Below are 24,284 nucleotides of genomic sequence, written 5' to 3'. Positions count from 1 at the left end.
TTCCGTTTACAAAGTATTTCTGCAATCAGCATAAGTTATATAGAAGTTAAACCTTTTTTATTAGCGTCTTTATTATGTGCTTTTGTAATATTATGTATGACTATACTTAACTATTACCGCAAGTATAATATCATGATTATAATTTCCGTTCTGTGCATTATTGGAATGCTAATGATAAAAAAAATATATATCCTTCCATAAATTAATTGATTTCAATTTTGAATTACAAAGTATATGTAATTGAATTATCCAAACGGGTATTTACTGAAAATTATAAATTCAGAAATGCCAATCCACAATTCAATGGCGTCCTCGAATGTTTGTATGTAGGTATGACAAGCAAAACACCGAAAGAGCGATTTGAACAACACAAAACAGGTTACAGAAATAAAAATGGAAATAAACTCTCATCCAATATTGTAGAAAAATATGGAACCTATCTTCGACCAAGTTTATACGATGCCATTAATGAAAAACCAATGACAAGAGCAGAAGCTTTAAAGATGGAAGAAAAACTCGCCTGGAATCTGCGCAGAAAAGGATATGCTGTTTGGTTTAATTAAGTGCAATTACTTCCACATTCGAAAATAATTTATACTTTTAATTTGCATATTCAACACTTTCTATTTCAATTTTATTTCAATATAAAACATTACACTATGCAAGATATTAAGCCAATAAACATCATACAAAAATTTTCATTATTCGACTCGCTATGGACGCCGCACCTAATTGGTGAACTGAATGGTCAGTATGTAAAACTTTGTAAACTGAAAGATGATTTTGTGTGGCATAGTCATGCAAATGAAGATGAATTATTTATGGTTTTTAAAGGCACTTTACTTATGGATTTCAGAGATGAGAAAACAGTAGAAGTAAAAGAAGGCGAAATAATAATAGTACCGAAAGGTGTTGAACACAGGCCACATACTAACGGTGAAATAGTTTTTAATTTATTATTCGAACCGAAAGCCACACAGCATACAGGAGATGTGGAGAGTGCATTGACAGTAAAAAAATTAGACTGGATTTAAATCACTTTTTAAAATACATATTATGAAAACAAACAGAAGAAACTGGATAAAGAAAATGAGTTTGTTAATCACAGGAATTGGTTTTGCGAAATACAATTTGTTTGCAAATACAAATTCTGAATTACCAAACAATAATCCATTACAAATTAATCAACAACCAAACAATTTAGAAAATATGCAATTAGGCGCATTCTCAATGAGTTTGAATGTCAAGGATATTCATGCTTCAAAAACATTTTATGAAAATCTTGGATTCACTGTTTTTGGTGGTGACATTAAAAACAATTATCTCATCATGAAAAATGGCAATGCACTCATCGGTATATTTCAAGGAATGTTTGAAGGGAATATTCTAACCTTTAATCCGGGTTGGGATGAAAATGCAAAAGAGGTGAAAGAATTTACTGATATAAGAGATATTCAAAAGCAGTTGAAAAGCAAAGGTGTTACTTTAGTTTCAGAAGCGGATGAAAAAACAAGTGGTCCGGCAAGTATTGTTTTAATTGATCCGGATGGCAATCAAATATTATTGGATCAGCATAGATAATTTATAAAAATTTTCGGTTGGTGATATACCAACCGATAGTTGAAATAAAATAAAATGAAAGCAGCAATTTATAATCACTATGGACCTCCCGATGTTGTTTCTATTCAGGAAATAGATAAACCTATTCCAAAAGAAGATGAAATTTTAATTAAAGTAATAGCTTCCACTGTAAATAGAACCGATACCGGATTACGAAGTGCACAATATTTTATTTCACGTTTTTTCACAGGACTGTTTAAGCCAAAGTATAAAGTGTTGGGTAATGAATTTGCCGGTGTAATTGAACAAATTGGCAGCAGCGTTTCCTCTTTTAAAATTGGTGATAGAATTTTTGGATTTAATGATACACATTTTGGTGGACATGCGGAATATATGATCGTGCGGGAAGCGGATGCAATTGCATCTATTCCTGATACTATTTCATTTATTGAAGCAGCTTGTATTACTGAAGGTGCGCATTATGCACTCGTTGATATTCGGGCGGCAAAAGTGCAGAGCGGTCAACATGTAATGGTGTATGGTGCCACAGGTGCAATCGGTTCCGCTGCTGTACAATTACTAAAACATTTTGGAGCACATGTCACCGCAGTTTGTAATACAAATAATGTGGCGTTAGTAAAATCACTTGGTGCAGATGCTGTGATTGATTATTTGCAAGAAGACTTTACACAAACACAACAAAAATTTGATTTTGTTTTTGATGCTGTTGGCAAAACTTCCTTTGGAAAATGCAAACCTATTCTTACTAAAAAAGGAATCTATATTTCCACAGAATTGGGTAAAAATTCAGAGAATGTTTTTTATGCAATAATTACTCAGTTTGCTAAAGGCAAACGAGTGTTGTTTCCAATTCCTACTATTACAAAAGAGGATGTAATATTCTTAAAAGAGCTGGTAATATCCGGTAAATTTAAACCGGTAATCGACAGACATTTTCCGCTTGATAATATTATGGAAGCGCATACTTATGTAGAAAGTGGGCAGAAGACAGGGAATGTAATAATTGATATAGCTATATAATTTACCTTTTACAATACTTTTTTTATTTTAATATCATTGTGTTAATCTATGTGAATTAAAAAAGTAGTCCCGAATGTTTTTATAATTTTGAAGCACATCTATAATTCTTGAAATACAATTCATATAAACAGGTCTGCGCAATTCTGCTGTTGTTGTTATATACATTCAGCAACAGTCCGTTTATAAAATTTCATCACCACAATAGTTCACAGGAAAGTTATTCTATTACAACTATAGAAAATGGTGTTTCTGGTTTTCAATCTAATTCTGAATTACATCAGTTAGAAAAACGCTGTGCTTTGTGTGATAACCATACGTTATCCGTTCATGCAAGTTCTGTATTTATAACAGAGAATATCAGTACACATAATTATTCTATTTCTATTCCTTCAGCGACAATACACAATTATTCGAAGATTATTCCCTACACTAACCGGGGGCCGCCGGAAGTTTCATTTGCAAGTGTGTAATTGTTTTGCTCAATAGCCGACAATTATTTGTAATTCATTTTATTTATTTAATTCAAGCAAATGAAATATTTTCAATTCTTACTATTCGCAGTATTTATAATTTTTTATAATAGCATCTATGCTCAAATTTCCATTCAAGGAACTATAAATGATAAGGCAACAAAAGAAAGTTTACCCGGTGTTTCTATTTATATCAGTGATTTAAAAACAGGAAGTGTAACAGACATCAATGGCAAATATTCTATTAATAATATTAAACCGGGTGCATATTTAATTGAAGTTAGTTATGTAGGTTATAAAAGAATAGTTAACCGTTATCAGATTACCGGCGATACTATTCTCAACTTTATATTAGAAGAATCACCTACAGAATTAAATCAGATAGTTGTTACGGCAGTTACACATTCCACTGAATTAAAATTAAGTCCGGTAATTATAAAACCGGTTGATATTACAGAGTTAAATCAAAACAGTTCTACCAATTTAATTGATGCGCTAAAAAATATTCCGGGCATTAATCAGATAACAACAGGTGTTGGAATTTCAAAACCTACTATTCGTGGTTTAGGTTATAATCGTGTGATTACTTTATATAATGGCATTCGGCAGGAAGGTCAACAATGGGGAGATGAACATGGAATTGAAATAGATGAATATGCAATTGATAGAATCGAGATAGTAAAAGGACCCGGCAGTTTATTATATGGTTCTGATGGCATTGCAGGTGTAATAAATTTTCTTGCAGATGTTACACCGCCTGCAGGAAAAATAGAAACAAAACTTATCAGTAATTATCAAAGCAATAATAATTTATTTGGTTATTCGCTTTCAAACTCCGGAAATAAAAATGGGTTTCAATGGCTGGGAAGATTCAGCAATAAATATGCAGGCAACTATCAAAACAACTATGATGGCAAAGTGTATAATTCCGGTTTCAATGAATATGCTGCAAGTGTATTTGCAGGTGTAAATAAAAGTTGGGGCTATTCAAATTTTGATTTCAGCATTTTCAATACAACTTTAAATATAGTGGAAGGTGATAGAGATAGTCTTGGAAATTTTATTTTTGAAAAACCTATTACTGAAGATTCTGCAATAATTGTAACAGCAACAGATGATGATTTAAAAGGTTATAACATTGGCTTTCCGCATCAGGTAGTAAATCATTATAGAGCATTGACAAATAATTATCTGATTCTAAATGCAGGGACTCTGAATTTTGATTTGGGCTATCAGAAAAATATCCGCAAAGAATTTGGTGATGTATTAAATCTAGATGATCCGGATTTATATTTTGATTTGCAAACTTTTAATTATAATCTCCGCTATAATTTTAATGAAGCGGATGGTTGGTCCACATCTATTGGTGCAGGTGGCATGTATCAAATAAATACCAATAAAGGCTCTGAATTTATTATACCTGATTATACTCTCTTTGATTTTGGTGTGTTTGTATTCACACAAAAAATAATAAATAAACAATGGATGCTTGCCGGTGGATTAAGATATGATAACCGACAACTTGAAGGTGATGAATTATATTTAGATAGTTTGGGCTTACCTGCAAATTCTAATTATACAAACGAATTAAAATTCCCCGGATTTAAAAATACTTACAACAGCTTTTCCGGAAGTATTGGCGCCTCTTATCAAGCAGATGAACACTCTACTTTTAAATTAAATATTTCAAGAGGATTTCGTGCACCTAATATTGCAGAGCTTGCTTCTAACGGACAACATGAAGGAACCTTCCGTTATGAATATGGTAATACAGATTTAAAAGCAGAAATAAGTCATCAATTTGATATTGCTTATTTTTTAAATGCCGATCATATTTCAATTGAATTAACACCGTTTATAAATCTTATTTCCAATTATATTTTTTCTGAAAAATTAAATAGTGTTTTTGGTGGCGACTCAATTCCTGATATTGATAACCCCACTCCTGCATTTCAATTTACTCAGGGCAATGCGCAATTAACAGGTGCTGAAATTTTTGTAGATGTCCATCCGCATCCACTCGATTGGTTACATATTGAAAATGCATTTTCATTTGTGCAGGCCATTCAAAAAAATCAACCGGACAGCACAAAGTATTTACCTTTTATTCCTGCACCAAAATACAGTGGTGTGCTGCGTGCACAATTTAAAACCACAGGAAAAAAACTGAACAATACTTTTATCAAGTTCGGTATAGATTATTATTTCCCACAGAATAAATACTTTGCAGCTTATGGCACCGAAACAGCAACACCTGCATATACTTTATTAAGTGCAGGAGTAGGTGCTGATATTTCTATATTTGGTAAAAAAGATATTTTAAGTGTGTTTATCAATGCAGAAAACCTGGCGGATGTTGCTTATCAAAGTCATTTAAGCAGGTTGAAGTATGCACCCGAAAATCCATTCACAGGAAGGATGGGAGTTTATAATATGGGAAGAAATTTTAGTTTGAAACTGATTTTCAATATGTAAAAAATAATTACCCAGATCTCTTTTATCTAATTTTTAAATTTGTAGAAGGATAGGCCAAACAAGGTTAATACATTTTAAAAGGTGAGATAATAAGAAACTGAATATGCGTATTCCAATTTTCAGCGATGTTCAACCTTCTTGCAAAAACTTTGTTAAGCTAATCTGTGATATTTAAAAACCATATCACCAAGTAAAAATTACAATCAATTAAATTACAGGAAACCGAAAATATTTATACATAATACTTCGGCGATTAAAACAACAAAATTATGAATGGTATAGAAGAAGGTTACACACGTCAGGAAAAATATAATCCTGAGATTACTGAAAAATTAATAGGGCATTATTCAGGTATTATTGATAGCATTGGTGAAGATGTTACCAGAGAAGGCTTATTAAAAACACCTGAACGTATTGCAAAGGCAGTACAATATATGACGCAAGGATATTCCTTAGATGCAGAAGCGGTTGTTAGATCTGCGATGTTTCATGAGGAGTGTAATGAAATGGTAATTGTAAAAGACATTGAATTATATTCCATGTGTGAACATCACATGTTGCCTTTTTTCGGCAGAGCACATGTTGCTTATATTCCAAATAATAAAATTGTTGGCTTAAGTAAAATTGCAAGAGTAGTAGATATTTTTTCAAGACGATTACAAGTGCAGGAACGGCTTACTCATCAAATAGTGCAATGCCTTGAAAATACATTACAGCCATTTGGTGTTGCTGTGGTTATTGAAGCAAGTCATTTATGTATGATGATGCGGGGAGTGCAAAAACAAAATAGTGTTACTACTACTTCTGCATTCACAGGTCAATTTCAAAAAGTAGAAACCCGCAGCGAATTTATCAGCTTGATTGCAGCAAAACTGAGTTAAGTATTTTTAATAAATTTAAGCATGAAAAAAGCTTATATATTTCCCGGACAAGGTTCTCAATTTTCCGGCATGGGAAAAGAGTTGTACGATACGAATTCCCATGCAAAACTTTTATTTGAACAAGCAAATACATTACTCGGATTCCGAATTACAGATATTATGTTTAGCGGAACGGATGAAGATTTAAAACAAACAAAAGTTACGCAGCCTGCAATTTTTTTACACTCAGTAATTCTTTCCACTACCATAGAAAATTTCAAACCCGATATGGTGGCAGGGCATTCACTCGGCGAATTTTCGGCATTGTTTGCAAACAATACATTATCATTTGAAGATGCATTACTGCTTGTAAGCAAACGAGCAATGGCGATGCAGAAAGCATGTGAAAAACAAGCATCCACAATGGCAGCAGTGTTAGGACTTGCCGATGAAATGGTAGAACAAATTTGTGCAGACACTCCGGGAATTGTAGTAGCTGCAAATTATAATTGTCCGGGACAATTAGTAATAAGTGGTGAATTGGAAGCAGTGCAAACTGCATGTGAAAATATGAAAGCAGCCGGTGCAAAACGAGCAATTATTTTACCGGTTGGTGGTGCATTTCATTCACCATTAATGGCACCTGCACAAGATGAATTACGGGCAGCAATTGATGACACAACATTTAATAATCCAATATGTCCCATATATCAAAATGCAACTGCACTTCCGGTAACTGATCCTGAATTAATAAAACAAAATTTAATTGCACAATTAACAGCCCCTGTAAGATGGACACAAAGTGTGCAGGCAATGACGCAAGATGGAGCAACACATTTTATTGAAGTAGGTCCGGGAAAAGTACTGCAAGGATTAGTAAAAAAAATAAGTCCCGAAGTGGAAGTTTTTTTTGGTGAATAGTGAATGGTGAGTGGTGAATGAAAAGATCAGTGATGAGTAATCAGTAATGAATTTAATTAACCTGAAACACGAAACCCGAAACTTTTTTCATTGTCAATTGTCCACTTTCCATTGTCAATTTAAAAAGCCAATAGTCTAAGTTTTTTTTCATTGTCAACTGTCCATTGTCAACTGTCAATTTACTTAGCTAACAGCCTTCCTAAAAAAAACTAAATAAGCATCCTCACCGGATCTTCTAAAAAGTCTTTTAGTGTTTGTAGAAATTTTGCACCTGTTGCGCCGTCCACTACTCTGTGGTCGCAGCTCATCGTCAACTTCATAATATTTCCAGGAACAATTTGTCCGTTCTTCACTACAGGTACTTCATTAATTCCACCAACAGCAAGAATACATGCATCCGGTGGATTTATGATTGCAGTGAATTCTTCTATACCCATCATACCTAAATTAGAAATGGTAAATGTATTTCCTTCCCAATCTTGTGGTTGTAATTTTCTATTGCGTGCCCGTTCTGCAAGATCTCTAGTTTCCACTGAAATTTGCGCTAATGATTTTCCATCTACATGACGAATAACAGGAACCACTAATCCATCATTAATTGCAACAGCAATTCCGATATGAATATGTTTGTATGTGCGCACTAAATCGCCCAACCAACTGCTGTTTACTTGCGGATGTTGTCTTAAAGCTGTAGCACAAGCTTTCACAATCATATCATTAAATGAAATTTTTACGGGTGCAACTGCATTCATACTTTTTCTTGCAGCTATTGCATTATCCATATCAATACTTACCGTAAGATAAAAATGCGGTGCAGCAAATTTGCTTTGTGCTAAACGACTTGCAATTGTCTTGCGCATTTGAGAAACTGCTACATCAGTATATCCTTCTTCACCGGTTACAGGTGCAAAACTTAATGACTTTTCTTTTTTATCCGCAGCAGGTGTATAGGATTCAATATCTTTTTTAACAATACGACCACCATCACCACTACCTTCCACTTTTGCAAGATCAACACCTTTTTCTTTGGCAATCATTTTTGCAAGTGGTGATGCTTTTACTCGTCCATTCTCATCGGCCTCAGTTTGTTCATCTTCTTCTTTTAATTCTTTTACTTGAGGTTCCACTTCTTTTACTTTCACTTCGGGTTTTTCCTCTGCTACATTTTTTTTCTCTGCACTTTTATTTTCTGTTTTCTCTTCACTCACTTCTTTGGGTGCAGATTTATGTTCATCCTTATTTTCTTTTGAAGTATCTGCCGTACTTTCTTTTGCAAGCAATTCTTTATAATCTTCACCTTCTTTTCCAATGATTGCGATTACAGAATCCACCGGTGCTGCTTTTCCTTTTTCTACACCTACATACAACAGAACGCCATTGTTATAACTTTCCAATTCCATAGTGGCCTTATCGGTTTCTACTTCTGCAAGTACATCACCGCTCTTTACTTTATCTCCTACTTTTTTATGCCATTCCACAAATACGCCTTCAGTCATGGTATCGCTCATACGAGGCATTCGAATTACTTCCGCCATAGTGTTTTATTTTGTGTTGCGAAGATACAAATACCACTTTTGCTTTTTATAAAAGTCATATTAAATGGTATTTTAAATTCAATGAAATCAATAGCCAAATATTTCCTGTAATGTCAATTCTTTAAACTCTCCTAAACCTTGCAAATAATTCATATCGAGTTTGGTGCGGTCGCCAATCACCAAAATTGTGTAAGTACGGTCTGCAATATATTTATTGAAGAAAGTTTGCATATCATCAATCGTCATGCCCTGCACTTGCTGATAAATATCTTTTCGGATATCGTAATCAATTCCTCTGCGTTGCAAAGATTCATACGTCCAGAAAACTCCGGAACGAGTAATACGTTCACTTGCAATTTGTTTTGTAACCGCTTCTACACTTTGTTGAAATTGATTATCTGCTCTAGGCATTTCATTCATAATTTCTTCCATAGCCGTCACTGCATCGGGCATTTTATCTGCCTGTGTTGCAACAAATGCTCTCACATAATGTGCTTCGTCTTTGTTTAGTGGTGTGCTAAATCTTGCATAAGCACTATATGCCAAAGCACGGGTTTCACGAATTTCTTGAAATACAATAGAGGATAAACCACTGCCAAAATATTCATTGAATATACGGCTCGGTGCCAGCAATGCATTATCATTTAATGCATCCTTGCTCATCATCAATACTTGTGCTTGCACCATATCATAATTTACAAATAATACAGTATTGGTTTTGGTGGGTAGTTCAGGATATTTTTTTGCTGTTGGATAAGATTGCAATTGTGCCGGAACTTTATGATATGTATTTAATGCTTGCGTAATTTCTTCCTGCGATTTTTGTCCGTAATAAAAAATACGATGCTTATAAGATGTAATACTTTTTATTTGCTCCACTAATTTATTTGGATTAATACTATTCAATTCTTTTTCAGAAATAATATCAGTGAAAGGAGAAACAGCACCATACCTTGCATAATTTGCCAATGCCGCATTCAGTATTATTCCCTTATTCAATTTTGCATCTTGTCTGTCTTTTAAAATAGTGGTAACTAATTCTGCATACGCCGTTTTATCGGGCTGCACATTGGCCAGAATATTTTCAAACAATTCAATGCCTTTATCCAGATTTGCATCCATGCCACTTAACTGCACATAACTTCTATCCTGCGATGTAAATACATTAAAGCTTAATCCATATTTAAAAAATTCTTCCTGCAATTGTGCGGCTGAATATTTATCTGTTCCTAAGTATGGCAAATACTCCACTGCAAGCGATAACATTTTATCATTATCACTACCCATATCAAGTATATAATACAATTCAAATAAATCATTCAACTCATTATTCATATAGGATAAAGAAACACCGGATGTTAGCGTACCTGCTTTAATTTTCGATTGAAAATCTACAAACTCAGGTTTTGTATTTTGTGAAGGCAATTCAGAAAAACGCTCTAAAAATGCAGATTCATTATCACGATTTGCTTCTACCGGGGTTATCACAGGCTTGTCTACTTTTTCAATATTTGTATCTACACCTTTGCGTTTATAAACAATCACATAATTATCAGTACCGAGATAAGTATTTGCAAAATTTATTACATCCTGTTTAGTAAGTTTATCCATCTTATCATCTTCATTCAAATACACATCCCAGGGTTTTCCAAGAATAAAAGAACTTACAAATGCACTTGCTCTTCCTTGATTTGTTTCAAAAGATTTTGTTTGCGATAAACGCATATCATTAATTGCAGCTTTCATCAGCCATTCATCAAATTCACCTTTGCGAATTTTATCAATTTCTTTTAATAATAATTGTTCGCACTCTTCTAAGGATTGACCTTCACGAGGGGTTGCACCAAATTCAAAAACACCATAATCTTTTAATTCATATACATACGAAAATGCTGATTGTACTTTTTGCGATTGATTTAAATCCAGATCTATTAAGCCCGCCTGACCATTATATAAGATTGCAGCAACAAGCTTTGCAACCATTACGTCTTTGTCCAAAGACTTTGGCAAGCGATAACCCATTACCAAATTCTCAGCTTCCTGCCCAACTACTTCTCTGCGTTGTACTTCTGTGATAGGTGCTTCTTTTTTCACCTGCCATTCAGGTATCATACGAGATTTATAATCACCAAAATATTTCTCTACCAATGCAATTGTTTGCTCATAACTAATATCTCCCGAAATACAAATCGCCATATTATTGGGTACATAGTATTGAATAAAATAATTAGTGATATTATACATAGAGGGATTTTTTAAATGTTCCCCTTCACCAATTGTTGTTTGTGTTCCATAAGTATATGTCGGAAACATCGCTAGCATAAATGCTTTCCATACTTTTCTGGAATCACGATCTTGACTCATATTATATTCTTCATACACGGCTTCCAATTCTGTTTGAAATAACCGCAATACTACTTGATGAAATCTTTCACTTTCCAATATCAACCACTTTTCTAATTCAGCAGAAGGAATATCATTTACATACACGGTTTGTTCTAAACTTGTATAAGCATTTGTTCCTTTTGCACCAAGAGACGAAATCATTTTATCATATTCATTCGGAATTGCAAATTTTGCTGCTTCTTGCGATAATCTATTTATATCATCATAAATTGCTTTCTTTTTTTCAGGATCTTTTTCTTTGCGATGTTCTTCATATTTCTGTGCAATGGCATCAATAATTAATCTTTCACGATCCCAATTAATTGTACCGATATTACTTGTTCCTTTAAATAACATGTGTTCCAGATAATGCGCAAGACCTGTAGTTTGTGGCGGATCATTTTTTGAACCTGCTTTCACTGCTATATACGTTTGCACACGAGGCTCTAATTTATTCTGCGACAGATAAACCAACATTCCATTATCGAGGCGATAAATTCTGGTACCGGTCAGATCACCTTCCACAGATATATAAGGTACATCTCTTACCGGTGCTTTTCCTGGTGCAGCTCCTAACAAAGGTTTATTGGTATATAAATCTAATGGATTTGTATATCCGGGAATCTGTTGAGTGTTGGTAGATGATTTACCCGGTTCATACGGCGGTGTTGCCAATTGCCCCGGAGGAGGTGTATTTGATTGTCCGTTATTTTGATTGTTAGAAGTTGAATTGGAGGTGGAAGACTTGGAAGGTGGCACTTGCCCCCAAACAGCTGTTGTTAAAATAATTGAAATAGTTAGTGCAAAAATTCTGTTCATCATAATTGTTGTTTAATAATCTAATTCGAAACCAAGTGTATCTTTTATTTCTTGTATCAATGGATTTGCTTCTGCCATTTTTTTAAATTTTTCAATAGCAGTATAAGGACGTTTTGCTGCTTTTGTTTTTTCAATTACGTTTAACTGAATGTCAAAAGTATTATTGTCAATTGCATCGTACAAAAATGATTTTAAATCGGTGATATGCGTTTGCATAATATTTATTTCCACCTGCGAATCCAATCCAATACTTATTTCTGCTTCATTGCTAAATGTCAACACTGCATGATCCATTAATACTGCTACTCTTTGCAAATCACTGCGAATACTATCTGCATATTCCTTCCAAGCTAAAATAAATAACTCAGGTATAACCGTTTTTTTATCGAGCTTTATTTCTTCTTTATTCTCTGCGGATATTTCTGAATTTTTATTGAGAATGTTTTGTCTTAAACTCCCTTTTTTAGGCATGCTCACCGTTTCTGCAGAATGTAATATTTCTTTTTTCTTTTCAGGAATATATTCCGCTTTTTCTTCAGATGTAGTTTCTGTTTTTACTTTTTCCGGTGAAAATTGTTTTGGAGTTTTAACTACCGGAGTTTTTTTTTCCGGTAAAGTTCCTTCTGTTTGATAAGTATGAATAGCGCCGTGGATATAACATAATTTCAACAGTGCCAGCTCTACATGTAAGCGTTTGTTTTTACTTATGCGATATTGTACATCTGCTTGATTTAAAATATTTAATCCGCTGAGTAAAAATGAAGCAGAAACAATTTCCGATTGATGCTGATATTTTTCAATAACAGTTTCACTGAGTTCTAACAATTTAATTGTCTTTGGATCTTTGCACACAAGTAAGTTTCTGAAATGTTCTGATAAACCAATCAGAAATGTATCACCATCAAAACCTTTGGAAATTATCTCATCAAAATATAATAATACTGAAGCGGCATCTTCCGCTAATAATGCATCAGTAATTTTAAAATAATAAGTATAATCTAAAATATTCAGATTTTCAATTACATCCTTTCCAGTAATATTTTTTCCCGCAAATGTGGTGATGCGATCAAAAATAGAAAGTGCATCCCGCATGGCACCATCCGCTTTTTGCGCAATTAAATGAATAGCTTCATCTTCACAATTCACATCTTCACTTTTGCAAATCTTTTTCAACTGCTTAATCATATCTTTTACATGAATGCGATTGAAATCAAAAATCTGACAACGTGAAAGTATGGTGGGAATAATTTTATGTTTTTCTGTAGTTGCAAGAATAAATTTTACATACGCCGGCGGTTCTTCCAATGTTTTTAGAAATGCATTAAATGCCGCTGCGGATAACATGTGTACTTCATCAATAATATAAATCTTATACTTTCCTTCTTGAGGCGCATATCGCACCTGATCTGTGAGGCTGCGAATATCTTCTACAGAATTATTGGAAGCCGCATCAATTTCATGGATATTAAAAGATGCATTTTGTCGAAATGATTTACAAGATTCGCATGTATCGCAAGCCTCTCCGTCGGGCTGCAGATTTTCGCAATTAATTGTTTTAGCTAAAATTCTTGCACAAGTAGTTTTACCTACACCTCTTGGCCCACAGAATAAAAAGGATTGTGCAAGATGATTATTTTTAATTGCATTGCGCAATGTAGTAACCACATGCTCCTGCCCTATCACATCGTCCCAGGTGGCAGGGCGGTATTTTCTCGCAGATACAACAAAACTTTGCATAGTCATAAAGATAGAAATACTAAGGCAGATATGCACTGCGCATTAAGCAAATGCAGAAATTAAATGCCGGGATTTAATTGTATTATCTGATAATTCAGCCATGTAGCAAAACAAACCCACAACAGATAAGGTATTAAAAGATAAAATGCGTTAACCGATATTTTCCGAAATAAAAACATCGTTGTAAGAATTGTAATAATTAATAACACGATGTCCACCAATGCAATTATAGGATTATGCATTTTGAAAAAAAACAGACTCCACAAAAAATTTAACGCCAATTGAATATAAAATAAAACATATCCACTGCGCTTATTTTTTTCTGATTTTGTAATCCAAAAAAAATAAAGTGCAACACCCATCATGATATATAATAATGTCCATACCGGACCGAAAATCCAATTTGGTGGATTTAAACCGGGTTTATTCAATGTAGCATACCAACCCTCAATTTCACCAACGGTAAAAAATCCGCTGACACTGCCAACGATTACACAAAGAAAAACGCAAAGAATTAGTCTTGTTATTTTCATAATTACAGGCTACTTACTAGTTTATTATATTTTGATTTTAATCTAAAATTATACATCAGTTTAGTTTTAAAAGGCAACCTGTTCATTAAATCATTTTTGTCATTTTCGGCCATTGCATCAAATATCCAGGGAAGTGTATGCACTTTAATTTCTAGTGGCATAGTTTCAATAAATTTCTGATCTAAATTAAGTATTTCTTCTTCTTTTACATTTGCCACTATTTTTTCTATCAGCAATTCCTTTTGTTTTAAAAGAGACGCAATAGCATCTCCATATTTTAGTATGGATTGTTTTAATTTTTCTTTTTCCGCTGCATCATCATTATCCATTGTCAATAATTTAAATGAATCATCAATAATATGCATGCATTTAGTACAATCATTATACTGTCGTTCTAACAAATCCATTTTTGTTTTAGAATCTGATAAGTGTTTGTGTAATTCAAAAGTGAGAAAATCCTTTTCCAGATGATGATGATGGTGCATTGCTTTTACATGATGTTGAAACCAGTGTTGTGCATAGCGCATTCCGTTTGCGTTATATAAGTCCAATTTAATTACAATCGTTTCTAAGCGTACCACATCCTTTCGGATTGCAGCATGAATCCAATACAATGTTTTCAATATTTTTCGATCAGGAATTTTCATTTAATATTTTTTATATTTTTTGAAAAGCAAACATTTTATTTTGTATTCCATTCTGAACAAATATAAAATACATCCCGGGAGTAAAAGCTTTTAAATCAAATGTGATATAGTTATTTACACCCACTATTTCATCTGCAATTTGTTTCCCAAAAATATCATATAGCATTATTTGCATATCGTCCGTAATATTTTTCACTACAATATAATCACTTGCCGGATTGGGATAAACAGAAATACTATTTCCTTTTGATTCAGAAATATTAGTAACTGCATTGCAATCAGCAGGAGTGCTTTCTGAAAGTATTTCTAATTCACCATTATCTATCCACCAATCCTGCCATGCAAAAACAGAATTTGCAGTTTGCCAGTCATTCAAATCGAAATAATTACTGCCGTCTGTTGTGCCTGCTATTATTGCAACTTTAATTGCTTGTTCTTCTGCAATCCAGGTAAGATCATTTCCCGATTCACAAGTTTCAGGAATATTATCTTCAATGCAATTCGTCTGAATAAAATATGCGAAATCTTCATAGTCAGGATAATCTCCAAACACTCTTGCCAAATTATTTTCATCAATACAAACTGCGGTATATTCATTCACACCAATACCTTTTGCAGGAATGGAAAAGTCGGTAACTAATCTTGCAAGAAAAGCAGCATGCCTTCCTTGTCTGTCGGGATTATTATAATGTGTATCGGTAATTGTATTTAATAAAATTGCATGATCAATAAAATCATGATAACCAATTGCCATTGCAGGATGATAAGGATTGCTGAGAGATTGCGCAGAAGTAACTGTACCAAACTCTGCAGAAAAATAAGCATCACCCATTATTGCACATCCGGCGCTGGTTCCACCGATAGTTATTTTTTTATCGTGAATCAAATATTTTATTTTATCCTCCACAGGAGTATTGCGCCACATGGAAACATAATCCCATTGATCGCCACCGGCAATAAATAGCAGTTCGCAATTTTCTAATTGCTGTAATACATATTCATCATAAGATGCATCTGAAGAATTAAAAACAATGGTTTCCACACTATTTACTTCCACTCCTAAATCCGAAAAGAAATAATCATTATACCCATCTTCACCCGAAGCACGAATCACCAACACATCACCTCCGGCTGCCCGTTGCAACATCCAAATCATTGCATCATCATTGTCGGTGGCACCGCCTGCCAATACAATTCCGGGTAAGGGAATGGTTACCACATCTGCACTATCGCCGGTGATATAGTTGGTATAAGATTGTGCTATTCCCGTTTCAAGTGAAACCACTGTAAATAAAAGCATCAAAATTTTCATGTAATTCATTCTGCTAAATTACAATGTATCTCACTGTGATATAGGCTTCAATATCTATGCGATTGCACATGTATATTTGCATCAAAATATTTACTGTGGATTCTTTTTCTTTTGATGATACTTCCATTGCCTTTTCGGGCAAAACAAATTCTGAACTGAAGCAGGAATATCGGCTTTTTAAATTAATGAATAACAACACATTGGTGAGCATAGGAATTAAAGCGACCATGTTTGCCATAAAATACGGATTGCCTGTAAAGGGGCTTATAAAGGCTACTATCTATAAACAATTTTGTGGTGGTGAAACTTTAGAAGAAACCCGACATGTAATAGATACTCTGAAAAATTATAATATAAAAACCATATTGGATTATGGTGTGGAAGGAAAAGAAAATGAAGCAGAATTTGAGCGCACTAAATCACAATTGCTCCATACTATTCAGTTTGCAAAAGGCAATCCGAATATTCCATTTATCAGCAGTAAAATAACCGGCTTAGTGCGTTTTGCATTATTAGAAAAAATGCAGAAGAGTGAAGTTTTACATGCAGAAGAAGAAAAAGAAAAACAACAGTTGTATGAGCGTATGCATCAGATAGCTTCACATGCAAAAGATGCCGGGATCGGATTGTTTATTGATGCAGAAGAAACATGGATTCAGGATCCGGTGGATGAACTTACTTTTGATTTAATGCGCACATACAATAAAGAAAAAGCAGTAGTATTCAGCACACCACAAATGTATCGGCACGACAGATTGGAATTTTGCAAACGTTCTTTAGAAGATGCGAAAAAACATAATTACATTTTAGGTTTGAAACCTGTGCGTGGCGCATATATGGAGAAGGAAAGAAAACGAGCTGCCGATATGGGATATCCTTCACCAATTCAGCCGGATAAAGCAGCTACCGATCGTGATTATGATGCCGTAATAATTCTTGCATTAGATAATAAAGAACAGATTGGTTTTTGTGCTGCAACTCACAACGAAAAAAGTGCTTTATTACTTGCTACAGAAATGGATAAGAGAAATATTGCAAGAGACCATTCTCATTTTTGGTTTTCACAATTGTATGGTATGAATGACCAGATAACCTATAATCTTGCAAAAGCGGGTTTCAACGTAACTAAATATTTACCGTATGGTCCTGTATTAGATGTTATGCCTTACTTAATGCGTCGTGCAGAAGAAAATACTTCTGTAGCCGGACAAATGAGCAGAGATTTAAATTTGATTCATAAGGAAATTACCAGACGTCAGATTTAATTATTTTTCCCTGTTGTTCCATTCCATCCCCAGTTGTTATTCGATATACATAAATTCCCTGAGGCAATGCTGTTATATCAATGCAATTATTTTCAATATTTATTTTAAAGAAAACTAATTCACCTACTAAGGAAAATATTGAAATTTGTTGCACTTGATTTTCTTGTTGCCAACAAATAGTAGAAGTTGCAGGATTCGGATACAGAGTTAGCAATTGAATTTTATCATCAAAATTATTTTCAACATTTGTACCTACAACAGTATCCAAAATCGTAATTGCATTATTGGTAAACACCGGCGGATTATTGTCGAAGTAAATTTCTGCGCTATTAATAATTGTAGTTCCTAAAGATAAGTCTGGAACCACATCAATTGCATAAGTTACAAAACCCATACTCTCCAAATAATTTTCAGAAGAATCGGGTAAAATAATATCATTAAAATACCAGTTAATTAATCCGGAATTGTCCAACTCGATATTGTAAGGATGACTGGAAGCTAACATCCGAAAAGATAACACTTGTAATTCTTCAGGTAATTGATTTTCCAAATGCACAAAATGCGCAGGATAGTTTCCTGTATTTTGAAATTCGATAGTATATTCTAAAGTTTCAATTGCAGGGTTGGTGAATCCGGAAGGTTGTTCAGGTAAGGGTGAAACAGAAATGATATTAGGATCAAAACTTGAGTAAACGATTTGGTTAAGTGTATCTGTATTATTTAAAATATTAGCATCTTCCGTTAAGCTGTTAACAGACGCAATTGATGTAACAACTGAGTCAATCCATAGAGTATCAAATACTGAGGAACAATATAAATCAACTTGTATTTCTGCAAACGGAGATAAATCCAACAGCGACCATTTAAGGTCAGGAACAATAGAATCAATAAAAATATTTGAAGAAGAATCTATTGAAAGAAATTCCGGTATGGATAAATTTAAATCCGGTGCAGTTGCCGCTATAGTTCCGAAATTATTAATAGTTAATTGATAATGATTAACCGAGCCGGGTGTAAGCATTGAATTATTTAAATGCACCGAAATATCTGATACAAGTTCATCAGCAACGAAGGCAAAATCAAGATTATTAATTGAATCATAAGGTGTATCTACAATTACTGTATGAAAATCATCAGGATAACTTAAACTGAAATATAAAGGTGTGTCTGTTGAAATCTGATACTCTGCAGTATCAAAAACATGAATTTTATAGTCACCATTTTCATTGCTTACGCCATATAAGCTTCCAGGAACATTTTGCACAATTAAATCCGGAATACCCGGTTCACCACTGTCTTTTTCATCATTGCCATTCATATCATAAAATATATTTCCCTGTAAAGTGGAATAGTGTAAATTTCCTAATTGATCTGCAAGAGAAACCATGCCTTTAAACGAAACAAAATCAGGTGTATAATATCCTGAAATTATAATTCTTCCATCGGGTATAAATTTTGTTTTTGCACCAATTAAATCCAGATCGTCAGCAATTGTATTACTCCATAATAATTCTCCTGAATGTGAAACCTTAAACAAGTGCATAGTATGATCATCAATTACAGTAGTAGACTGTGTAACAAAAACAAGATTACCTGCATCATCTACAGAATATGTACGAATAGTTTCCAGAAATTCATAAGGGATATCAAGATGCCATATTTCTTCAAGGTCTACATTTATTCTGCTTACCCGGTAACCGATTAATGTATCGGCATTTACCACTTCTAATAAATAAAATGAGTTATTAAACCCTGTAGGATATTCACTTCGTATCCCGGAAAATGATGCTTCACGAGAATAGCTGTCAAGTAATTCTCCGGAGGAACTGAATAACTGCACTTGCCCTATTATAACATCATCAATTTCCTCAGAAAAAACAACCACATAATTATCTTCAATTGGCCTTACAGTAAATAAACCAAAATAATAGGGTGATGGATCTTCCAAAATTTGTTCTTCCCATTCAATTTCACCATCAGAATCCACTTTCACTAAATCCACAATATCATCTGGTGCATAGCTATTAAAAAACCCTGCTATAAATCCACCGTCATCAGTCCAGCTTACATCCACATACTCACCATTGATGGGATAGTCAAGATATAATTTCATCCATAAAGAATCACCATTTGCATCCACTTTCATCAGTGCAGGATAATCTGTGTTATAAGGAGTAGGATTATTCTGATAATGAAATAATAAAAATCCACCGTCAGCAGTTTCTTTTAATCTTACTACTGTTGCATTGGTGCTGCGCAAATAAGTTTTCTTGAATATAATATTGCCATAAGGATCTGTTCGCAACAAAAAAAACTCATAAGGAATACCGGGATTTCCCCCTCTGCATGCCATCATATACCCACCATCCCAATGTGGAGCCACATCAATTACAATTGTGAGTGGTGTATCTAAATCATAAATAGTTACGTTGCTGGATTGCGCATTTACTTTTAGAGAAAAAAATAAAAGAAAAAATACACTTGCAATTAAAATAATTTGAGTAATTCGGATTTTCATTTTAGTAATTTTTAAAAAAATAAATTTAACACTTAAAATATTTTAGCATCTGTTTTATCCAAAGTATTAGAAATTTATTTACATATAAGCGACATACCCTTTACTAATACTGGCTTTTTTTCTCCATTTATGCATTTGATAAAAATCACCATTTTACTCCGTGGTTGATTCCTTAACTTTGAACAAAAGCATAAACATGGCATACTATATAAAAGCTGGGCAAATACCGCCCACAAGACATACGCAATTTCGCAAACCTGATGGTAGTCTTTATCAGGAAGAATTATTTTCTACCGAAGGATTTTCAAATATTTATTCTTTACTCTATCATTTATATCCACCAACCCGGATTAAACAAGTGGGAGAACCTTTTAGCGTAGCGCCAAAAGTAGTTATGAGTAAACATTTACAACCCCGCAGTTTTAAGGGGTTTAAAATTCAACCGGAAGATGATTATTTGAAGAGTCGTAAAACATTATTGGTGAATAATGATTTGCATATTTCACTTGCTGCACCACGTAAATCTATGACGGATTATTTTTATAAAAATGCAGATGCGGATGAAGTAATTTTTATTCACGAAGGCAGTGGTAAATTGCTTACGGAATTTGGCGAAATTGCATTTGAATATGGTGACTATGTTGTTGTACCAAGAGGAATAGTTTATCAGATTCAATTTAATGATGAAAAAAATCGTTTGCTGATTATTGAATCATTCAGTCCGGTTACTTTTCCAAGTCATTATCAAAATAAAGTAGGTCAGTTATTAGAACATGCACCCTTCTGCGAACGTGATATTAAAACACCACAGAATTTAATTACGCATGATGAAAAAGGTGATTTCTTTTTTCTTATTAAGAAGCAAGGTGTTATGTATCCATATCATTATGCAAATCATCCGTTTGATTTAATTGGCTGGGATGGATATATGTATCCTTATGCATTCAGCATTCATAATTTTCAACCAATAACAGGTCGTGTGCATTTGCCTCCTCCTATTCACCAAACATTCGCAGCCCGCAATATGGTGATATGTTCTTTTGTTCCTCGTATGTACGATTATCATCCACTATCTATTCCTGCACCTTATCATCACAGCAACATTGATAGCGATGAATTGTTATATTATGTAGATGGAGATTTTATGAGCAGAAAAAGTGTAGAGCGTGGACAGATTACATTACATCCCGGTGGAGTTCCACATGGTCCGCATCCCGGTACTTATGAAGCAAGTGTTGGCAAAAAAGAAACACATGAATTGGCTGTGATGATTGATCCGTTTAATCCACTGCAATTAACTGAAGAAGCATTGGGTATTGAAGAGAAGGATTATTATTTGAGTTGGCTTGAATGATTAGCCGATGAGCAAATGTGCTGATGTGCAAATGTGCAAATGTGAGAATGTGCAGATGTGAGAATGTAGGAGATTTTATAATTCTTTAAAAGAAGATTAATTCAATATTCAATAACAAATAATTATGCATAATAAGAATGAGGAGAATATAATTTTACAATACACTTTTGAATTTGCATTAAAAATTATGGAGTATTCTGAGATTCTTAAAACAGCGAATAAGTATAATATGATAAATCAGTTATTTCGGTCAGGAACATCTATTGGAGCAAATGTTAGAGAAGCCCAAAATGCGGAAAGTCGTGCAGATTTTATTCATAAAATGAAAATTGCATCTAAAGAAGCCGGAGAAACTGAATATTGGTTATTACTATGTAAACATTCTGATAGCTATCCTCCGGTAGATACATTACTGGAAAAAATTAATGTGATAGAAAAAATATTAGGAAAAATAATTTATTCATCAAAAAAATAGAAACAACACGCAAAGACGCAATTCGCACATTTGCACATTTGCACATTAAATTAAAAAATTATGGAATTAAAAGAATTAACAAAACAGGAAGAGAAAACTCAGGAAGATTTCTTACCATTAAATGGCACCGACCATATCGAATTTTATTGTGGTAATGCAAAACAATCTGCATTTTTTTATATGAGTGCATTTGGTTTTGATTTGGTGGCTTATGCCGGACTTGAAACCGGTGTAAAAGACAGAGCATCGTATGTATTACAACAAGGAAAAATACGCCTTGTATTTACCAGCTCATTCGATCCGGATTCAGATATTTCAGATCATGTTCGCAGACATGGTGATGGCGTTAAATTTTTATCGCTATTGGTAGATGATGCTACAAAATCATTTGAAGAAACAGTGAAACGAGGTGCTAAGCCTTATATGTCTCCCACAAAATTTGAAGATGAAAATGGCGAAGTAATTATTTCAGCTATTGAAACTTACGGTGATACCGTTCACAAATTTGTAGAGCGCAAAAATTATACAGGTGCTTTTTTACCGGGATATAAACCTAAACAATCACCCTTCAAAGTAAAACCTATCGGTCTGGAATTTATTGATCATTGTGTAGGAAATGTTGAGTTAGGTCGCATGAATATGTGGGTGGATTTTTATGAAAAAGTAATGGGCTTTAAACTGCTGATTACATTTGATGATGAAGATATTTCTACTGAATATTCTGCACTGATGAGTAAAGTGGTAAGCAATGGAAATGGATATGTAAAATTCCCGATAAACGAACCTGCTGCAGGAAAGAAAAAATCGCAGATAGAAGAATATTTAGAATTTTATAAAGGTGCAGGTGTTCAACATATTGCTGTTGCAACAAATGATATTATAGCCACAGTAAAAGAAATGCGCAACCGTGGTGTAGAATTTTTATATGTACCTGAATCTTATTATGTTGAAGCAATGGAGCGAGTGGGTGAAATAAATGAGGATTATGAAGAGCTTAAAAAATTAAATATCCTGATTGATCGTGATGAGGAAGGATATTTATTGCAATTGTTTACCAAACCTGTACAAGACAGACCAACAGTATTCTTTGAAATTATTGAACGCTGTGGTGCAAAGTCATTCGGTAAAGGAAACTTTAAAGCCTTGTTTGAATCTATTGAAAGAGAACAGGAACTGAGAGGAACATTATAATTCCAAACATATCAATAATAAAAAACCCTTTCGATATCGAAAGGGTTTTTTATTGTAATAACAAAACATTTATACTTATTCGATACTTATCATTTTAGAAAGTGTTCCGCTTTCATTCCTTAGTTGTAAAGTATAAATACCTGCTGGTAATTCTTCAATATTTATTGCTGTAATGGTCTCGTTATTCATTGTCTGATTTAATACAGATTGTCCCATCATATTATACAATGCAATATTTTCAAATTCAATATTATTCATGTTCTGGATATACAAATTTTCTGTAGCCGGATTTGGAAATACATGAATTAAATTCTCCGGCAATGTTACATTTTGAATAGAAACAACGGCTTCCGGATTTAATGATCCTAATTCTGTGGTAGTAGTTCCGGTAATTGAAGAGGTTACCATATTAGCATAATAAAATAAAGGTCCGGTTAGCCCTTCCATAAACCAGTAATATAATTCAGTTTCATATTCAATACTTAAGGGTACCGGCAGCCCTATTGATTCGTCAGAATAATCTTCTTCTACTTTCACACGCAACACATTTGTAAAAGTGCCGCTAGGCAATATTAAAGTGCCATAGCCATCGGCTTCCATGTGTACATTTCCGCTTCTATTAAAACCCACTCCCGTAGAAACAAAAGATGCTGCAAAAGTGTCATCATTGGTAGTATTATAAGTTAGCGGGAAACTGAAAATTGTTTCCGCATTACTATAAGAAATTGAAGCACCCGGTGTACCTACACCTAAGCTATTGTATTGCGCTGCAGTTACCTGGAAATAACCGAAATTAGTATTATCAGGAGTGACTGCTAAAGTAGCTAAACCAAAAGATGCAGCATAAGGAGTTGCAGCAGGATTCACATTATTAAAAACTGTAACAGGTCCGGTGATAGTTATAGCACTAAAATCCCAAATAACCCCTGCACCAGCTTCACCCGGATTAAAATCCGTAGCATCCCAATCGGTCAATGTATAGGAACCTCCAATAGTGCCCATTAAAGAATTGTCGAAAGTGGGTTGTGCAAAAACAGAAAGTGTGAGTATCATAGATAAGCAAGAGAACATTATTTTTTTCATAGTAACTTTTTTAGTTGACAACAAATTTAATAGCTTACTCTTTTACTAATTTCAATAGACATGTTTAAAATTATGCGGTTGTCCTGACTATGGTACAATTATA

General features: G+C 33.8%; 20 protein-coding genes. 12 read left to right on the top strand and 8 right to left on the bottom strand.

Going from position 1 to position 24,284, the window contains the following annotated elements:
• The first annotated feature begins 209 nt into the window (after positions 1 to 209).
• From IPN31_00825 to fabD, 8 genes are all read left to right on the top strand, one after another.
• Positions 210 to 563: a ribose-5-phosphate isomerase gene (locus IPN31_00825; GenBank protein MBK8680462.1), complete on the top strand. Its 354-nt coding sequence runs from the start codon at positions 210 to 212 to the stop codon at positions 561 to 563.
• Between the two features lie 96 nt (positions 564 to 659).
• Complete coding sequence (locus IPN31_00820; protein MBK8680461.1) at positions 660 to 1,034, top strand: cupin domain-containing protein; 375 nt, start codon at positions 660 to 662, stop codon at positions 1,032 to 1,034.
• 175 nt (positions 1,035 to 1,209) lie between these two features.
• Entirely contained in the window at positions 1,210 to 1,581 is a 372-nt protein-coding gene (locus IPN31_00815; protein ID MBK8680460.1) for a VOC family protein, read from the top strand.
• Positions 1,582 to 1,635: 54 nt separating this feature from the next.
• Positions 1,636 to 2,601 (top strand): NAD(P)-dependent alcohol dehydrogenase, encoded by a 966-nt coding sequence (locus IPN31_00810; GenBank protein ID MBK8680459.1) that lies wholly within the window; start codon positions 1,636 to 1,638, stop codon positions 2,599 to 2,601.
• A 107-nt stretch (positions 2,602 to 2,708) separates the two neighbouring features.
• Positions 2,709 to 3,071, top strand: coding sequence for a hypothetical protein (locus tag IPN31_00805; protein ID MBK8680458.1), 363 nt, complete (start codon positions 2,709 to 2,711; stop codon positions 3,069 to 3,071).
• 60 nt (positions 3,072 to 3,131) lie between these two features.
• Positions 3,132 to 5,546 (top strand): TonB-dependent receptor, encoded by a 2,415-nt coding sequence (locus tag IPN31_00800; GenBank protein MBK8680457.1) that lies wholly within the window; start codon positions 3,132 to 3,134, stop codon positions 5,544 to 5,546.
• Between the two features lie 269 nt (positions 5,547 to 5,815).
• Positions 5,816 to 6,427, top strand: coding sequence for a GTP cyclohydrolase I FolE (gene folE, locus IPN31_00795; GenBank protein MBK8680456.1), 612 nt, complete (start codon positions 5,816 to 5,818; stop codon positions 6,425 to 6,427).
• 21 nt (positions 6,428 to 6,448) lie between these two features.
• On the top strand, positions 6,449 to 7,327 hold the full coding sequence (gene fabD / locus IPN31_00790) for an ACP S-malonyltransferase (GenBank protein ID MBK8680455.1): 879 nt from the start codon (positions 6,449 to 6,451) through the stop codon (positions 7,325 to 7,327).
• Between the two features lie 209 nt (positions 7,328 to 7,536).
• On the opposite strand, the gene IPN31_00785 is transcribed toward fabD, so the two are convergent.
• From IPN31_00785 to IPN31_00760, 6 genes are all read right to left on the bottom strand, one after another.
• On the bottom strand, positions 7,537 to 8,862 hold the full coding sequence (locus IPN31_00785; GenBank protein MBK8680454.1) for a pyruvate dehydrogenase complex dihydrolipoamide acetyltransferase: 1,326 nt from the start codon (positions 8,860 to 8,862) through the stop codon (positions 7,537 to 7,539).
• 87 nt (positions 8,863 to 8,949) lie between these two features.
• Positions 8,950 to 11,724: an insulinase family protein gene (locus IPN31_00780; protein MBK8680453.1), complete on the bottom strand. Its 2,775-nt coding sequence runs from the start codon at positions 11,722 to 11,724 to the stop codon at positions 8,950 to 8,952.
• Positions 11,725 to 12,078: 354 nt separating this feature from the next.
• Positions 12,079 to 13,803: a DNA polymerase III subunit gamma/tau gene (gene dnaX, locus IPN31_00775; protein ID MBK8680452.1), complete on the bottom strand. Its 1,725-nt coding sequence runs from the start codon at positions 13,801 to 13,803 to the stop codon at positions 12,079 to 12,081.
• Between the two features lie 59 nt (positions 13,804 to 13,862).
• Positions 13,863 to 14,336 (bottom strand): tryptophan-rich sensory protein, encoded by a 474-nt coding sequence (locus IPN31_00770; protein MBK8680451.1) that lies wholly within the window; start codon positions 14,334 to 14,336, stop codon positions 13,863 to 13,865.
• Positions 14,337 to 14,338: 2 nt separating this feature from the next.
• Positions 14,339 to 14,983: a hypothetical protein gene (locus tag IPN31_00765; protein MBK8680450.1), complete on the bottom strand. Its 645-nt coding sequence runs from the start codon at positions 14,981 to 14,983 to the stop codon at positions 14,339 to 14,341.
• A 10-nt stretch (positions 14,984 to 14,993) separates the two neighbouring features.
• A complete protein-coding gene (locus IPN31_00760; protein ID MBK8680449.1) occupies positions 14,994 to 16,295 on the bottom strand; it encodes a Type 1 glutamine amidotransferase-like domain-containing protein in 1,302 nt (433 codons plus the stop codon).
• A 68-nt stretch (positions 16,296 to 16,363) separates the two neighbouring features.
• On the opposite strand from IPN31_00760, the gene IPN31_00755 reads away from it, so the two are divergent.
• Positions 16,364 to 17,560, top strand: coding sequence for a proline dehydrogenase family protein (locus IPN31_00755; GenBank protein ID MBK8680448.1), 1,197 nt, complete (start codon positions 16,364 to 16,366; stop codon positions 17,558 to 17,560).
• Here IPN31_00755 and IPN31_00750 read toward each other — a convergent pair.
• Positions 17,541 to 20,078, bottom strand: a complete 2,538-nt coding sequence (locus IPN31_00750; GenBank protein ID MBK8680447.1) for a T9SS type A sorting domain-containing protein — start codon at positions 20,076 to 20,078, stop codon at positions 17,541 to 17,543. The genes IPN31_00755 and IPN31_00750 overlap by 20 nt on opposite strands.
• 196 nt (positions 20,079 to 20,274) lie before the next feature.
• On the opposite strand from IPN31_00750, the gene IPN31_00745 reads away from it, so the two are divergent.
• The 3 genes from IPN31_00745 to hppD all read left to right on the top strand — a co-directional run bounded on the left by IPN31_00745 (position 20,275) and on the right by hppD (position 23,098).
• Positions 20,275 to 21,432 carry a homogentisate 1,2-dioxygenase gene (locus tag IPN31_00745; protein MBK8680446.1) on the top strand — a complete coding sequence of 386 codons (1,158 nt, stop codon included), beginning with the start codon at positions 20,275 to 20,277 and terminating at the stop codon, positions 21,430 to 21,432.
• A gap of 124 nt (positions 21,433 to 21,556) precedes the next feature.
• Entirely contained in the window at positions 21,557 to 21,907 is a 351-nt protein-coding gene (locus IPN31_00740) for a four helix bundle protein (GenBank protein MBK8680445.1), read from the top strand.
• A gap of 60 nt (positions 21,908 to 21,967) precedes the next feature.
• A complete protein-coding gene (gene hppD, locus IPN31_00735; protein ID MBK8680444.1) occupies positions 21,968 to 23,098 on the top strand; it encodes a 4-hydroxyphenylpyruvate dioxygenase in 1,131 nt (376 codons plus the stop codon).
• Positions 23,099 to 23,173: 75 nt separating this feature from the next.
• Here the strand turns inward: hppD and IPN31_00730 are convergent, their stop codons facing one another.
• A complete protein-coding gene (locus tag IPN31_00730) occupies positions 23,174 to 24,181 on the bottom strand; it encodes a T9SS type A sorting domain-containing protein (GenBank protein ID MBK8680443.1) in 1,008 nt (335 codons plus the stop codon).
• Between the last annotated feature and the right edge of the window lie 103 nt (positions 24,182 to 24,284).

The organism is Bacteroidota bacterium, assembly GCA_016715425.1.
In the GTDB taxonomy this organism is placed as follows: Bacteria; Bacteroidota; Bacteroidia; order Chitinophagales; family BACL12; genus JADKAC01.
This window is presented reverse-complemented; position numbering and strand designations above follow the sequence as displayed.